13 protein-coding genes are annotated in these 14255 nt (G+C 52.2%); 3 read left to right on the top strand and 10 right to left on the bottom strand.

Annotated elements, in window-relative coordinates; all coding sequences use genetic code 11:
- Window positions 1-11 precede the first annotated feature (11 nt).
- The 9 genes from ACQKE4_RS08485 to ACQKE4_RS08445 all read right to left on the bottom strand — a co-directional run bounded on the left by ACQKE4_RS08485 (window position 12) and on the right by ACQKE4_RS08445 (window position 10791).
- Window positions 12-1331, bottom strand: coding sequence for a 2-oxo acid dehydrogenase subunit E2 (locus tag ACQKE4_RS08485; RefSeq protein WP_427387825.1), 1320 nt, complete (start codon window positions 1329-1331; stop codon window positions 12-14).
- A 38-nt stretch (window positions 1332-1369) separates the two neighbouring features.
- Window positions 1370-2347, bottom strand: coding sequence for an alpha-ketoacid dehydrogenase subunit beta (locus ACQKE4_RS08480; protein WP_290835019.1), 978 nt, complete (start codon window positions 2345-2347; stop codon window positions 1370-1372).
- Window position 2348: 1 nt separating this feature from the next.
- Window positions 2349-3551 (bottom strand): thiamine pyrophosphate-dependent dehydrogenase E1 component subunit alpha, encoded by a 1203-nt coding sequence (locus ACQKE4_RS08475; RefSeq protein WP_427387916.1) that lies wholly within the window; start codon window positions 3549-3551, stop codon window positions 2349-2351.
- Between the two features lie 196 nt (window positions 3552-3747).
- Window positions 3748-4500 (bottom strand): ABC transporter permease, encoded by a 753-nt coding sequence (locus ACQKE4_RS08470; RefSeq protein ID WP_427387915.1) that lies wholly within the window; start codon window positions 4498-4500, stop codon window positions 3748-3750.
- Between the two features lie 13 nt (window positions 4501-4513).
- Entirely contained in the window at window positions 4514-5476 is a 963-nt protein-coding gene (locus ACQKE4_RS08465) for an ABC transporter ATP-binding protein (protein WP_427387823.1), read from the bottom strand.
- Window positions 5473-6672 carry an ABC transporter permease gene (locus ACQKE4_RS08460; RefSeq protein ID WP_427387822.1) on the bottom strand — a complete coding sequence of 400 codons (1200 nt, stop codon included), beginning with the start codon at window positions 6670-6672 and terminating at the stop codon, window positions 5473-5475. Before ACQKE4_RS08460 ends, ACQKE4_RS08465 begins: the two co-directional genes overlap by 4 nt.
- Window positions 6673-6675: 3 nt before the next feature.
- On the bottom strand, window positions 6676-7602 hold the full coding sequence (osmF, locus tag ACQKE4_RS08455; protein WP_427387821.1) for a glycine betaine ABC transporter substrate-binding protein OsmF: 927 nt from the start codon (window positions 7600-7602) through the stop codon (window positions 6676-6678).
- A gap of 102 nt (window positions 7603-7704) precedes the next feature.
- Window positions 7705-9099 (bottom strand): cysteine--tRNA ligase, encoded by a 1395-nt coding sequence (gene cysS, locus ACQKE4_RS08450; protein ID WP_427387820.1) that lies wholly within the window; start codon window positions 9097-9099, stop codon window positions 7705-7707.
- Window positions 9100-9111: 12 nt separating this feature from the next.
- Window positions 9112-10791: a glutamine--tRNA ligase/YqeY domain fusion protein gene (locus tag ACQKE4_RS08445; RefSeq protein WP_427387819.1), complete on the bottom strand. Its 1680-nt coding sequence runs from the start codon at window positions 10789-10791 to the stop codon at window positions 9112-9114.
- A gap of 61 nt (window positions 10792-10852) precedes the next feature.
- Between ACQKE4_RS08445 and ACQKE4_RS08440 the strand changes: the two genes are divergently transcribed.
- From ACQKE4_RS08440 to ACQKE4_RS08430, 3 genes are read left to right on the top strand one after another with little or no spacing between them, the layout of a single operon-like run.
- Window positions 10853-10975, top strand: coding sequence for a hypothetical protein (locus tag ACQKE4_RS08440; RefSeq protein ID WP_427387818.1), 123 nt, complete (start codon window positions 10853-10855; stop codon window positions 10973-10975).
- Entirely contained in the window at window positions 10947-11447 is a 501-nt protein-coding gene (locus ACQKE4_RS08435) for a peptidylprolyl isomerase (protein WP_427387817.1), read from the top strand. Before ACQKE4_RS08440 ends, ACQKE4_RS08435 begins: the two co-directional genes overlap by 29 nt.
- 13 nt (window positions 11448-11460) lie before the next feature.
- Window positions 11461-12234: a UDP-2,3-diacylglucosamine diphosphatase gene (locus ACQKE4_RS08430; RefSeq protein ID WP_427387816.1), complete on the top strand. Its 774-nt coding sequence runs from the start codon at window positions 11461-11463 to the stop codon at window positions 12232-12234.
- A gap of 89 nt (window positions 12235-12323) precedes the next feature.
- Here the strand turns inward: ACQKE4_RS08430 and ACQKE4_RS08425 are convergent, their stop codons facing one another.
- Entirely contained in the window at window positions 12324-14147 is a 1824-nt protein-coding gene (locus ACQKE4_RS08425; RefSeq protein WP_427387815.1) for a SurA N-terminal domain-containing protein, read from the bottom strand.
- Between the last annotated feature and the right edge of the window lie 108 nt (window positions 14148-14255).

Below are 14255 nucleotides of genomic sequence, written 5' to 3'. Positions count from 1 at the left end.
AGTGTGGCCTGTTAGCCCAAATGAAGCAGCATGGTTTCCGGTGCTTCAAGAAAGCCTTTCCAGGCATTGCAGAAGCGCGCGATGGTGCCACCATCGATAAAGCGGTGATCACCTGCCCAGGTAATCGTCATAATCGCCCTACGCTGCACCGCGCCCTGGTCATCAAAGCGTGGCAGCCACTGGGTTTTGCCAATTGCCACTATCGCGGCTTCAGGCGCATTAATGATCGGCGCTGCGTAGGTGCCGCCAAGCGCGCCGATATTAGAAATACTAATCGTGCCTCCCTTTAGATCCGCTTGGTCAACTCGCCCCTCCCGTGCAGCCGTAGTTAATCGACCTGCTTCACGAGCGATCTCCAGCAGGGTTAAGCGCTCAACGTTTTTCACATTGGGTACCATCAGACCCACTTTACTATCCACCGCCATACCAATATTGCACTGAGGGTAATAGTGCAACTCGTCCCCGGCTGCATTTAGCTGAGCATTTACAATTGGCTCATGGGCTACTGCTAATGCCATGGCTTTCATAAAGAAGGGCATCAGGGTTAGTCGCTCACCCTGAGCCTCGGCAAGCGGTTTTAAGCGCTCTCTAAGCGCCAGCAGTGAGGTGACATCAATCTCTTCGCCGTAGTGGAAATGCGGGATGGTGCTAGCCGCTTCGACCATACGTTTGGCCATTACTGCGCGTATGCCGCGAAGAGTCTCTACCCTAGGCGCCTGAAATTCTGGCTGTCTTGCAGGCTGTGAATTGCTGGCTGATTGCTCTGTCGCCTGATTAGGTGAAGTTTGCGCTTGTGGTGTTTGGTCAAGATGCGCCAACACATCCTCTTTGAGTACACGGCCATCTTTGCCACTGCCCGCAATCTCAGTAAGCTCTAGGGAGTGCTCACGCACTAAACGCCTAACCGCAGGGCTAGCAGGCACTTTTCCATGCCCTACGCCGTACTCACCCGTAGCGGCACCCTTTGATGGCGCAGCAGGAGCTGCTGCTGATGTGTCTGGTTTTGAAAGGCTTGTGGGTAGTTCAACTGGCACTTCATTGTTCGTCGCTATCGCCGCCTCTGCGTGTTCCTGGTCGACAACGGCTGCGTTTTCCCCATCGATCTGATAGGCATACAAGGGCGCATGCACTTTGGCAATTTGGCCTTGAGCAACATACAGCTTGGTCACAACCCCCGCTTCAGGGGCAGTGATTTCAACCAATGCCTTATCGGTCATAACTTCAACGATAGGCTGGTCTTCTTCAATTGTGTCGCCTTCGGCCACACGCCACTCAACTACTTCACATTCGACGATGCCTTCGCCAATATCCGGCAGTAAAAAATCGCTCATTGTTACTCTCCCCATGCGTTCTTAGGCATTAATAGCCACTAAAAATTGACGCTTTCGCGAATCGCTTCAAAAATTTTCAGATGATCAGGCAGGTACTCTTTTTCCAACACCAGCGGAAAAGGCGTATCCAGCCCGGTCACCCGTGCAATCGGCGATTCCAGGTAGAGAAAACAACGTTCTTGTATCGTGGCGGCAATTTCACCCGCAAAGCCGCCGGTTAACGGGGCTTCATGGCTAACAACAAGACGTCCTGTTTTAAGCACAGATTCAGCGACCGTATCTGCATCCCAGGGCAGCAGCGTGCGCAGATCAATAACTTCACAGGCAATACCCTGCTCTTCAGCTAAATCTACCGCTTTACCAATGACTTCCATCTGCGCGCCCCAACCGACCACGGTAATATCGGTACCCTCTTTGGTGATTTCGGCTTCGCCAATGGGCAGTTGGTAATCATCCTCTGGCACTTCACCCACCGCCGCTCGATAGAGACGCTTTGGCTCCAGGAAAAGCACTGGGTCCGGGTCGCGAATAGCGGCAAGCAGTAGCCCTTTGGCCTGATAGGGGTTGCGCGGCACCACCACTTTTAATCCAGGTGTATGGGTGAAATAAGCTTCCGGTGATTGAGAGTGATAGAGGCCGCCGGCGATACCGCCACCGTAAGGGGTACGAATAGTCAGCCCACCGACATTAAATAGATCCCCAGAGCGGTAGCGGAACTTGGCGGTTTCATTGACGATTTGATCAAAGGCGGGAAAAATATAATCGGCGAATTGAATTTCCGCGACGGGCACCGAGCCTTGAGCCGCTAAGCCATTGGCAAAACCGATAATACCCTGCTCCACAAGTGGCGTATTAAAGCAGCGCGCTTTGCCGTACTTCTCCTGCAGGTGACTGGTGGCACGAAATACGCCGCCAAATATACCCACATCTTCACCAAAGCAAATGACTTTTTCATCCTCTGCCATGGCAATATCCAGTGCGTTATTAATCGCCTGGAGCATGTTCATAGTAGCCATGTTACGCCTCTCCCTGGGAATCAGAATCCGTGCTTACATCCAAGTCCAGCGACTTTGCCCCGCGGGGATAGGCATCCGGGTAGCGACGTATATGACGTTTTAATTGATCAAACTGACGCTGTAGTGCTGGGGTGATATCGGCGTAGACATCGCTGATCAAACTCTCCAGTGGCGGCGATGAACGCTTCTCTGCACGCTTCATGGTTTCCAACACTTCTCGGCGCAGCGTCTCTTGCTGAGCAGCCTCCTCCTCTTCGCTCCACCACTGCTTGTTCAATAGCCACTTTTGTAGCCGCAGCAGTGGGTCTTTGGCGCGCCATACCTCTTCTTCATCTTTAGAGCGATAGCCTGAAGGGTCGTCTGAGGAGGAGTGAGCGGCAAGGCGGTAGCTCATGGCTTCAATCAACACCGGCTGATTTTGTTCAACGGCAATTTTGCGTGCCTGACGGGTCGCTTCATACACTGCCAAGACATCGTTTCCGTCAACCCGGATCACGTGCATGTGATAACCGAATGCACGTGGCGCAATGCCGTCGGCGGCGAATTGCTCTGTAGAAGGCGTCGAAATGGCATAGCCGTTGTTGCGACAGAAAAAGATCACCGGCACCTGATGCACCGAGGCCATATTCAGCGCTGCATGAAAATCTCCTTCTGACGCTGCGCCTTCACCAAAAAAGGTTAACGTGCAATGGCCGTTCCCTGCGAGCTTTTGGCCGTAAGCGTAGCCCGTCGCCTGAGGAATTTGCGTTGCCAAGGGAGAAGAGATCGTCATGTAGTGCAGCTTACGCGACCCATAATGGATCGGCATTTGTCGGCCCTTGCCGTAATCCAGCTCGTTGCCGAACAGCTGATTCATGAATTCATCAATTGAAAAGCCGCGATACATCAAGGCACCCTGCTCACGGTACTGCGCCATGATCATGTCTGCGTCATTGAGAGCAGCGGTGGCCCCCACCACGGCGGCCTCTTCCCCGGTACACTGCATGTAGAAACTTAGTCGCCCTTGACGCTGGGCGGCCATCATTCGTTCATCCAAGATACGGGTGGCAAGCATCGCTTGGTAAATACGCCGGGCATGGTCACGCTCAAGTACAGGTTCGACAGCGCCGCTATGCAACTCCCCTTCTGGATTGAGCAGACTAAACGTCGGTATCGAAATTTCATCGCCAGTCATAAAGGCTGGCTGGTGCAGATACTGTGTCATCATTATTGTCCTTGTTTTACCCCTTTTGAGGGCAGTGTTGCTGGTATTGGCCGTTTTTGCCAGTGGATTTATCTGCCATTGGCCAACACAACATCCAGGGCTACCACAACACGTAGGACAGTAACGCAGCACAAGCACTTTAGGGATGCTACTTAAGCCGCAGAGAAACACATAATAAGTAAGTTTATGGCACCGGCTAGGGCGTAGAAAAGCGGGACCTCAGCTTACGCTGCAGCAGTTCAAACAGGCTATCAACCGTTAGCGCTAACAACGCGATGGTCAACGCACCCTGCACGACATAAGCCATATTGCCATTAACGATGCCCGCAATAATTGGGTCGCCTAAATTACTTGCGCCCACGGTGGCACCTAACGCGGCGGTGGCAATATTGATAGTCACCGAGGTACGAATTCCTGCCAGAATAACCGGTGCCGCCAGCGGCAGCTCGACCTGGCGAAGGGTTTGAGTCGGTGTCATACCCATGGCGTGGGCCGCTGTTTTAATCTCGTTATCGACTTCTTGCAGGCCGGTGAGCGTATTACGCACGATGGGCAAAAGCCCATAGAGCATTAACGCTACCATAATGGGTAAGGTACCAAACCCCAGCACCGGCACCGCCAGCGCCAAAACGGCCACCGGTGGGAATGTTTGCCCAAGGGAGGCTAACTGGGCCACCAGCGGTAAAAAATCACGGCCGCGTTCGCGAGTGACCGCAATCCCTGCTAATACGCCCACCAAAATGGTGACAGCCGCTGCAACTCCCACCACTAGCAAATGGCGACCTAGCAATACATAAAACTCGGCACGCGCATAAATGACCTGACGAGCATTGGGCTCTATCCAACGAAACAGTGCTTCAGCGTAGGGCATCCCCATGACGCTAATCAGCAGCAAAGTGCCCCAGAGCAGTGGCCATAACCACATTGGCGCCTGCTGCCGTGATTGCATTACGCTCAGCTGTTCACTCACGCGAGCCGCCTCTATCGAACTGTGCTTCTTTAATAATTCTGCGCAGCGTCAACTCACCAATGGGGACATCGTGCTGGTCCACCACCGTCAGGCGGTCACTATGGTCACGCAGCATCATGGAGAGCGCTTGGCGCAGCGAAAAATCCGCTGGAATACGTGACTGGGCAGGCAAGGTTGGGCCCATTGATGTCATGTGATCTCTAACACGGGTTAATGCGGCTTGCTTAAGCCCCCGCTCAAGGCCACCTAACAGTGACTCTACAAAGGGGTCAGCAGGATGCTGCAATAGCGCCAGCGGCGTGCCTTGCTGAACAATACGCCCCTCACGCATCACGACTAGATGATCGGCAAGCTTAAGGGCCTCATCCATGTCATGGGTTACAAACACAACGGTTTTCTGCATTCGTGCCTGTAGCTTGGCCAACTCGTCCTGTAGCTTTTCACGGGTAATAGGATCAAGCGCACCGAAAGGCTCGTCCATCAACAGAATGTCGGGGTCGGCAGCAAGTGCCCGCGCTACACCTACTCGCTGCGCTTGCCCACCGGAAAGCTGATGAGGATATTTATCCCCAAACTCTCCCACTGGTAAGCCGAGCAAATTCATCAGCTCTTCTACCCGTGATTGAACCTCCGCCGCAGGCCACTTGAGCAAGCGGGGGACTAAACCAATATTGCGCGCCACGCGCCAATGGGGAAACAGTCCAGTATGCTGGATAACATAGCCAATTCTGCGGCGTAGTTTTACCGGGTCATACGCTTCAATCGCCTGCCCATCAAGGATGATGTCACCCTCACTGTGCTCAATTAAGCGATTGATCATGCGCAAAGTGGTCGATTTACCGCAACCCGAAGTGCCGACTAACGCACAAAATTTGCCTTTGGGTACGCGCAGTGAAATATCATCCACCGCGGTTTCAGTACCAAATCGCTTAGAGACATGGGAAAGCTCAATCATTCATCCCCTCCGGGGCGTAGCGCTTCTGCTAATGCACCTAGCCCCGCATCTACCACCAGAGCCATTATTAAAATCGGCAGTGCGCCAAGTAGCACCATATCCATGGCAGCTTGACCCAAACCTTGAAAAATAAAGGTACCCAGTCCGCCAGCACCAATCAGAGCCGCCACGGCAGTAAGCCCAATGGCCTGTACAGTGGTAATACGTATCCCTTCCAAAAGCACCGGTAACGCCAACGGCAAGCGAACCTGCCAAAAACGCTGTCCTGCGCGCATACCCATGCCTTTTGCTGCCTCTAAGGTGTCTTTGCTAACCTCTTCAAGGGCGATATAGGTATTGCGTACCATGGGAAGCAGGCTGTAAGCAATCAGGGCAATTAAAGCAGGCGTTGTACCGATACCGCTAACACCTAGTTGCGCCAAAAATGGCACCTCTGCTGCAAGCCAGGCAAGCGGTGCTAGCAGCAAACCAAATAGCGCTAGGCTGGGAATGGTCTGTAAGAAATTAAGCAGTGTAAACGCCCCCTTCTGCAGGCGGGCATAGCGTCGCATCAACATGGCGAGCAGTAACCCCAACACCACACTGACGCCCACAGCTATACTCACTAACCTAATATGCTGCCCAACGGCGGTTAAGAACTGGCGATCACGTGCTCTAAACTCTTGAACTAGCGCAAGATTATCCAACCAAAAAGACGCACATAGCCACCATACAAGCGCTACGCCACTAAGCAATAGCGTGGTCCGGAGACGCGTCAGATGTAAGCGTAAACGAATTTCAACTAAGCACAGCATCAGGACAAAGAGCACGACCCAGTAAGCCGTGCCAATACCTAAACGTGCCTGCGGAAGCTCTGGATCAATCAATAAGAGACCGCTTGCGATTAGCCCTACCGGCATCAACGCCATTAACCCAACCACCACTGTAAGCAAAGCACGATAGTGAGGTAAGGTTGGTTGCCACGCAAAAATCCCAATGGCTGAAAACAGTAACGTGATGAACAGCACGCCTGGCCAGCCGAAGGCCTCTAATGCGCCATGCCCAGTTCCCAACACAATGCGGTTGGGTGCCATGCTCACGACGTCTAACGTCCAAAATGCACCAAGCATCGCGAGGCTGAGACTTATAAGCACCACATTAGGGTTCCGCCCCTCCCAACGCATTCGTGGGGTGGGCAGCGCATCCAATAGCGACATTAATTAGTTATCCAGGGAATCAAGGTAGTCGCTGGCTACTTGGGTCGGGGAGAGTCCGTTGACGGCAACATCCGCATTGAGCGTTTGCAGGGTGAGCTCATCGAGTGTAGCAAAAACCTGATTGAGTAGCGCTTCAATATCAGGGTGTGCTTCCAATACGCTTTCCCGCACCACAGGAGCAGGCTGGTAAACAGGTTGAACGCCTTTAGTATCTTCAAGGACAACAAGGCCAAGCGCACTTAAGCCACCGTCCGTGCCATAGGTCATGGCGCCGTTAACACCACTGGTTTGCTGTGCAGCAGCCCGCATGGTGGCGGCGGTATTGCCACCAGAGAGCACTAACAGTTGTTCATCGCTTAATTCAAAGCCATAGGCTTCTTGAAAAGCGGGCAGTGCCTGAGCCGATTCAACGAACTCCGCGCTTGCGGCAAATTTGAATTCACCACCATCAGCCAAATAAGCAGCCAGATCATCTAAGCTCACCAGCTCATTCTCGGTGGCCACATCTTCGCGAATACTCATCGCCCAGGTGTTATTAGCGCTCGCGGGCTGCAGCCAAATCAGGCCTTGTTCAGCATCACGTTCACGTACCGTTTCATAAGCCTCGTCGGGATTATTCCAGACCGGACTGTCGGTCATATCAAAAAAGAATGCACCATTACCCGTATACTCTGGATAAAGGTCGATTTCGCCAGCTTCCAGGGCCGTGCGTACTACGCTGGTACCGCCAAGCTGCAACCGATTTTCGGTAGTAATACCATGACGTTCCAGGGTTTGAATAATCAACTCACCCAATACCGAACCTTCCGTATCGATTTTGGATGACACTACTATCGGGTCGTTGGCGTTGGCTTGAGAAATAGCAGCAATAGACAGTGCGCAAGCCATGACAAGAGGCTTAGCGATGAACAAATTAGCTGAAAAGCGCATTTTGAATTCCTTTTGAAGTGGGCTTTTTAACAACTGAGGCTCTTAACCAGTATAAGAGCCTTCAGCGTTTACACTATAAATGCCTTCAGCGTTTAAGCACGTTTAAGGAGCCTCTAACACCCAGGAAGTACCCTCTCGAGAGTCTTTCAGAATAATCCCCAGCGCCGCGAGCTCATCACGAATCGCATCCGCCTGAGCGAAGTCTTTATTCGCTTTAGCCTCGATGCGCTGAGCAATTTTCGTTTCTATCTCACTTTCGCTAAGCGGCATACCCTGTTGCTGGGTGCCTTTTAAAAACGTTTGCGGTACCTGCTGAAGAAGGCCCAAAATAGCGCCAAGCCGTTTTAGTTCAGCCGCAAGCTTAGGCGCTTGGTCAGGATTCTCCTGCTTGGCTCTGTTGACCTCACGGGCTAGCTCAAACAACACTGCTAAAGCTTCAGGCGTGTTGAAATCATCATCCATTACCTGAGTAAAGCGTTGCCGGTAGGCCGAAGGCTCACTGCTGGTGGTCGTGACGAACGCTACCCCTTCCAACGCCGTATATAAACGCGTTAATGATTTTCTCGCCTCAGTCAACGAGTCTACTGAGTAGTTAATCGCACTACGGTAGTGACTGGCGACCAATAAAAACCGCACTACTTCAGGATCGTGCTCGGCCAACACATCGCGAATGGTAAAGAAGTTGCCCAATGATTTAGACATCTTCTCCTGATTGACCCTTACAGCGCCTGCGTGCATCCAGGTATTAACGTAGGTTTTCCCCGTAGCCGCCTCACTTTGGGCAATCTCATTCTCATGGTGCGGAAAGGTTAAATCCGGCCCGCCGCCGTGAATGTCAAAGGTGTCTCCCAAGCAGCAGGTCGACATGGCCGAGCACTCGATATGCCAGCCAGGCCGCCCATCACCCCAGGGTGACGCCCAGTGCGCTTCCTCTGGCTTTGCGGCTTTCCACAGGACGAAGTCAAGGGGGTCTTCTTTATGGACATCCACCTCAACCCGCGCACCGGAGCGCATATCGTCAAGCTGGCGATTATTAAGCTTGCCGTAATCGGCAAATTTGCGCACCCGGTAGTAGACATCCCCATTGTCCGCGGCGTAAGCAAAGCCTTTTTCAATCAGTGTTTCAATCATGGCCACGATATCACCGATATGGCCAGTCGCTCGCGGCTCATGGCTTGGCGGCAAAACGAACAACCGCGCCTCATCCTCATGCATAGCAGCGATCATGCGCTCAGTCAGCGCGGTGATGCTTTCGCCATTCTCGTCGGCGCGCTTAAGAATTTTATCGTCGATATCAGTAATATTGCGCACGTAGTTAACGTCATAACCACGTTCACGCAAATAGCGCGTGATCACATCAAAGGCGACCATAACGCGGGCGTGACCAAGGTGGCAGTAGTCATACACCGTCATGCCGCAGACATACATGCTCACTTTTCCCGCGACCAGCGGGGTGAAAGGTTCTTTGCGACGCGTCAGTGTATTGTAAATATGCATATGACGTTTTCCTTAACCCTTCTGTTTGATTTTCGCCCAGCTATCTTTCAATCCGACCGTGCGGTTAAACACCAAATGCTCTGGCGTTGAGTCATGACGGTCCGCGCAGAAATAGCCGACACGCTCAAACTGGAAGCGTGACTCAGGTAGCGCCTCGGCAAGGCTGGGTTCACCGATCGCTTGGTAAACGGTTAGCGATTCAGGATTTAGGTGCTCAAGGAAGTCAGCGTCTTTATCGCGATCGGGTTGCTCAACGGTGAACAAATTGTCATAAAGACGAACTTCCATCGGCACGCCATGGGTAGCACTGACCCAGTGAATGACGCCTTTCACCTTACGCCCCTCGGGATTTTTGCCCAGGGTGTCGAAATCCACCGAGCAGTGCAGCTCGCTGATTTCGCCGGCGGCGTCCTTAATCACTTCATCGCAGCGGATCACGTAGCTATTGCGCAGGCGTACTTCTTTGCCTGGCGCCAAGCGGAAGAACTTTTTAGGGGCTTCTTCCATAAAGTCTTCTTGATCGATGTAGAGCTCACGAGTGAACGGTACTTTACGCATGGTCATATCTTCACGGGCGGGATGACCCGGTACTTCGTAAATCTCTTGGTGATCTTCAGGTACGTTGGTTAACACAACTTTCAGCGGGTTTAACACACACATCGCACGCGGGGCATTGTCTTCAAGATCCGAGCGAATGGCGTGGGTCAGCATAGCGATATCAACCAAGCCACCGTCAGCGCGCGTAACACCAATCATTTCGCAGAATTTACGGATAGAGGCTGGCGTATAGCCGCGGCGGCGCATACCGGAAATAGTCGGCATACGCGGGTCATCCCAGCCAGCGACAATTTTCTCGTCAACCAGCAGCTTAAGTTTGCGCTTGGAGGTCAGGGTGTAATCGAGATTCAAACGTGCGAACTCGATCTGGCGCGGCTTTGCAGGTACCGGTAAATTATTCAAGAACCACTCGTACAACGGGCGGTGATCTTCAAATTCCAGCGTGCAAATTGAGTGCGTGATGCCTTCAATGGCATCCGACTGGCCATGGGTAAAGTCGTAAGAGGGATAGATTTTCCACTTATCCCCGGTTTGATGATGGCTTGCGTGACGAATTCGGTAAAGAATCGGATCGCGTAAATTGATATTGGGTGAGGCCATGTCAATTTTAGCGCGCAGCACTTTTTCACTTTCGCCAAATTCACCCTTACGCATACGCTCAAGCAGATCAAGGTTTTCATCCACGCTGCGCTCGCGGTAGGGGCTGGCTTTACCCGGCGCCGTCAAAGTACCGCGATATTCACGAATCTCATCCGGAGAAAGATCGTCAACGTAAGCCTTGCCTTCACGAATCAGGTGCTGCGCCCAGGCATAGAGCTGGTCAAAGTAGTCAGAGGCAAAACGCACCGGCCCGGACCATTCAAAGCCCAACCAACTGACATCTTCTTTGATCGCATCGATATACGCCTGTTCTTCTTTGGCAGGGTTGGTGTCATCGAAACGTAGATGACACTCGCCACCCATTTGCTCCGCCAACCCGAAATTCAGACAGATCGACTTCGCATGGCCGATATGTAGAAAGCCATTAGGTTCCGGGGGGAAGCGTGTCACGATTTTAGTGACCTGGCCGCCCTCGATCTCGTCGCGTACTTGGTTACGAATGAAGTTCGGCGCTGGGGTGGTCTCGTTGGTCATGGTGGTGTTAATTACCTCGTGGTGGATGGCGTGCTGAGCCGTGTAGACCTAGGATACCCTTATGGCCCTTCGCGGTGCAGGACAAAACAGCTATTATAACGTGACGCCGATGCACAGCGCCAAGGCGAACGCCTTTATTGAACAGGAATTTATCAATGATCGTATTACAGACGAACCACGGTGACATCACCATCGCTCTTAACCATGAAAAAGCGCCGATTAGCGCGGCGAATTTTGAGCAGTATGTTCGCGACGGATTTTATGACGGCACCCTGTTTCACCGGGTAATTGATGGCTTTATGGTTCAAGGCGGCGGCTTTGATAAAGATTTTGAGCAAAAGTCGACCCGTGACCCAATCGATAACGAAGCTGACAATGGTTTAAAAAACACTATCGGCACACTGGCAATGGCTCGCACCCAGGATCCACACTCTGCAACTGCGCAGTTTTTTATCAATGTGGGCGACAATAGCTTTCTAGATCATAGCGGCAAAAGTCTGCAAGGCTGGGGCTACGCGGTATTTGGCGAAGTTGTTGATGGCATGGACGTTGTGAATACGATTAAAAATGTCACGACCACTCGCCGTGGTATGCACGCCGATGTTCCGGCTGAAGATGTCATCATTGAGCGCGCTTACATCAAGGAAGCGGAATAAACTAGGGAGCCTTATGCGCACACTGCTTGTTGCCGACCTGCATCTAAGTAGCGATACCCCTGAGATTAATCAGGGGTTCTACCGCTATTTAGAGCACACTGCTCCAGGAGCAGATGCGCTCTATATTCTTGGTGATCTTTTTGACGCCTGGATTGGCGATGATCTGCTTGACGCCAAAACACATCCGCTTTGCGACGTTGCTCAAGAGGTGATTCGTCATTTGCGCAGGCTCAGTAGCGACGGCACCGCTGTCTACTTGATGCACGGCAATCGCGACTTTCTACTCGGCGAACGCTTCATCACGGCTTGCCAGGCATTTCTACTACCCGATGTTGAGGAAGTGGAGATTCAGGGCGTGCCCGTTGTGCTGCTGCACGGCGACAGTATGTGCACTCAGGATGAGGCCTACATGGCTTTTCGCCAGCAGTCGCGTCACCCAGAGTGGCAGGCTCAAATGCTCGCCCTGCCTTTGGAACAGCGGGTAGCCCTGGCGCAAAGCTTGCGCGCCCAATCAGGTGAAGCCAATGCCAATAAAGCAGAAGCGATCATGGATGTCACTCATCAAGAGGTAGTGAGGGTGATGGAGCGCCATGGTTTGACAACAATGATTCACGGCCACACCCACCGCCCAAAAGTGCATGACCTGACCGTTGAGGATGTACCGGCGAAACGGTATGTACTAGGTGACTGGGATGCCCAGCACGGCTGGGATATTGTCATCGAACGCTCTGACCATACGGCTCCAAGATTGCGTCAGTTTGCCTTGGCTCAACCGCCTAATCCTTAACCACTTATTCACCACTAAAAAAGCCGATCATTGAGATCGGCTTTTTTTGTTACCCAACAACTGAGTTTTAAGTCACTGAGAAGCTAGCTTTATCGCTCAATATCCGCATTGCTGCGTAGGTCATCAATCAAACCCTGCAGCACCGATTGCGCACGCAGCTGCTCAGCCATTTGCGACACAAACGTTTCCATTTGCTCGTCGACTTCACCGTCAGTCACGCTATCTAAGGCTACTAAAGCAACACCTTGCGGTAGCTCTACGGCACGATAGACACTCTCGCCCTCTTCAGGGCGCGGCATACGGAACGCTTCCTGAACAATCAACTGTGGTACGGTGGAATCAGACTGACGACTGACGCTATTGGCTTCGAGCCAACTAATGTCGCCCTGATCGCTGCCGCTACGCAGCTCTGCAATCAGCGTTTGAGCCTCTTCACGCAGTGCTTCTTGCTGCTGTAATGCAGCTACGGACATCTCGACTTCCTCACGCACGTCATCAAGCGAAAGCAAGGTCGCTTCCCGTCGTTCGGCAACCCTAAGTACTAGACGGCGATCCTGGTCAAGCTCAATGACTTCGCTGTTGTAGCCTTCAACTAATACATCGTCACTAAAAGCTTCAGCGATCACGCCAGGCTCGGATAATACGCCTTCAGCTGTGTCATCACGAGCGAGCCAATCGCTCTCTTGTAGCGTTAAGCCAATTTCATCAGCAACACTCTGTAAATCTTCAGCAGCAAAGCTTTCGTCGATTAGCTGCTGCACGCGCTGATTAAATTCACTATCGATGTCACGAAGCGCAACCTCGCGCTGCAGCTGATCACGCTGCTCTTCAAAGGTAGGTCCGCGAATGTCGGTGACTTGGATAATATGAAAAGCACCATCAAGCTCGACTACTTGAGAAATATCGCCTTCTTCAAGACCAAACGCCGCATCATCAAAGGTATCACCAAAGAAGCCTCGACTAATGACACCTAGATCGCCGCCCTCTTCTGCACTAGCCGTATCGTCAGAGTAGCGCACCGCGGTATCAGCAAAAGACTCGCCTTCATCAAGCGCTTCACGAGCGGATGCGGCTAACTCCTGGGCCTCTTCACGAGACCGATCATTACCAAACGTGACCATGATATGGGAAACACGACGGTCTGCATCACGATTTTGCTCACGCCATGCATCGCGCAATACATCTTCATCAATATCTTGCTCTTGTGCCATCGATTGGCGATCAATCAGAACATACTCTAAGCGTACTTGCTCAGGACGCTCATAGCGTTCCTGATTGGCCTCATAGTAACTTTCAAGGTCTTCTTCACTAATAGTTAAGTCAGTATCTACATCACCACCATCAAGCACTACGTAACGGAAGCTACGTTCCTGACGCTGGAGAGAGGCTAAACGCTCTTGTTCACTGGGCAGACTAAAATCGCTGAACGCTAGACCTTGCTGAAGATGTTGACGCTGAATATCAACGCGTAACTCTTCGCGAAAAGACATGGGTGTATAGCCTGCACCTGCTAAGCGGTTGCGAAAAACGTCAGCAGAGAAGCGGCCATCTTGATCGTGGAATTCTGGCAGGCTGACGATCATCTGATCCAATTGATTATCAGACACGGTAAAACCGCCATCTTCTGCGTACTGAGAAAGCAGTTGCGCCGTTATTAGTTGATCAAGCATATCGTTGCGTAGCGCACGTTCTTGCTCTGGTGGCACTTGCCCTGAGCGCAGAGCACGCTGCACTTCAAGCTCAACCTGCTGACGCATTATGGGTTGGCCATTAACACTCGCCACTTCGTTTGGATCGCTGCCAAAAAGCCCGAACAGTGACTCAATCCCGAACAGCGCCATGGCCGCAACCATGACACCGATAATAATTTTGGCACCCCAGCTCCTGGAGCCATCTCGAATACTTTGCAGCATGCTAGCCTCAGATAGTCACAGCCAAACACATTGACCCGCCAGATTTGGACGAATAGGGGGCCAGAAAATAACATGGGCGCATCGCTAATACGATGCGCCCATTAGGTT

The organism is Halomonas sp. NPDC076908 (assembly GCF_050269715.1).
Lineage (GTDB): Bacteria > Pseudomonadota > Gammaproteobacteria > Pseudomonadales > Halomonadaceae > Vreelandella.
The sequence above is the reverse complement of the archived record's forward strand: the minus strand, read 5'-3'. Positions and strand labels throughout refer to the sequence as shown.

Excerpts from the sequence above, each read along its gene's own strand:
- ACQKE4_RS08485 (WP_427387825.1), bottom strand. The coding sequence starts at position 1,331 with ATGAGCGATTTTTTACTGCCGGATATTGGCGAAGGCATCGTCGAATGT.
- ACQKE4_RS08480 (WP_290835019.1), bottom strand. The coding sequence starts at position 2,347 with ATGGCTACTATGAACATGCTCCAGGCGATTAATAACGCACTGGATATT.
- ACQKE4_RS08475 (WP_427387916.1), bottom strand. The coding sequence starts at position 3,551 with ATGACACAGTATCTGCACCAGCCAGCCTTTATGACTGGCGATGAAATT.
- ACQKE4_RS08470 (WP_427387915.1), bottom strand. The coding sequence starts at position 4,500 with ATGCAATCACGGCAGCAGGCGCCAATGTGGTTATGGCCACTGCTCTGG.
- ACQKE4_RS08465 (WP_427387823.1), bottom strand. The coding sequence starts at position 5,476 with ATGATTGAGCTTTCCCATGTCTCTAAGCGATTTGGTACTGAAACCGCG.
- ACQKE4_RS08460 (WP_427387822.1), bottom strand. The coding sequence starts at position 6,672 with ATGTCGCTATTGGATGCGCTGCCCACCCCACGAATGCGTTGGGAGGGG.
- osmF (WP_427387821.1), bottom strand. The coding sequence starts at position 7,602 with ATGCGCTTTTCAGCTAATTTGTTCATCGCTAAGCCTCTTGTCATGGCT.
- cysS (WP_427387820.1), bottom strand. The coding sequence starts at position 9,099 with ATGCATATTTACAATACACTGACGCGTCGCAAAGAACCTTTCACCCCG.
- ACQKE4_RS08445 (WP_427387819.1), bottom strand. The coding sequence starts at position 10,791 with ATGACCAACGAGACCACCCCAGCGCCGAACTTCATTCGTAACCAAGTA.
- ACQKE4_RS08440 (WP_427387818.1), top strand. The coding sequence starts at position 10,853 with ATGGCCCTTCGCGGTGCAGGACAAAACAGCTATTATAACGTGACGCCG.
- ACQKE4_RS08435 (WP_427387817.1), top strand. The coding sequence starts at position 10,947 with ATGATCGTATTACAGACGAACCACGGTGACATCACCATCGCTCTTAAC.
- ACQKE4_RS08430 (WP_427387816.1), top strand. The coding sequence starts at position 11,461 with ATGCGCACACTGCTTGTTGCCGACCTGCATCTAAGTAGCGATACCCCT.
- ACQKE4_RS08425 (WP_427387815.1), bottom strand. The coding sequence starts at position 14,147 with ATGCTGCAAAGTATTCGAGATGGCTCCAGGAGCTGGGGTGCCAAAATT.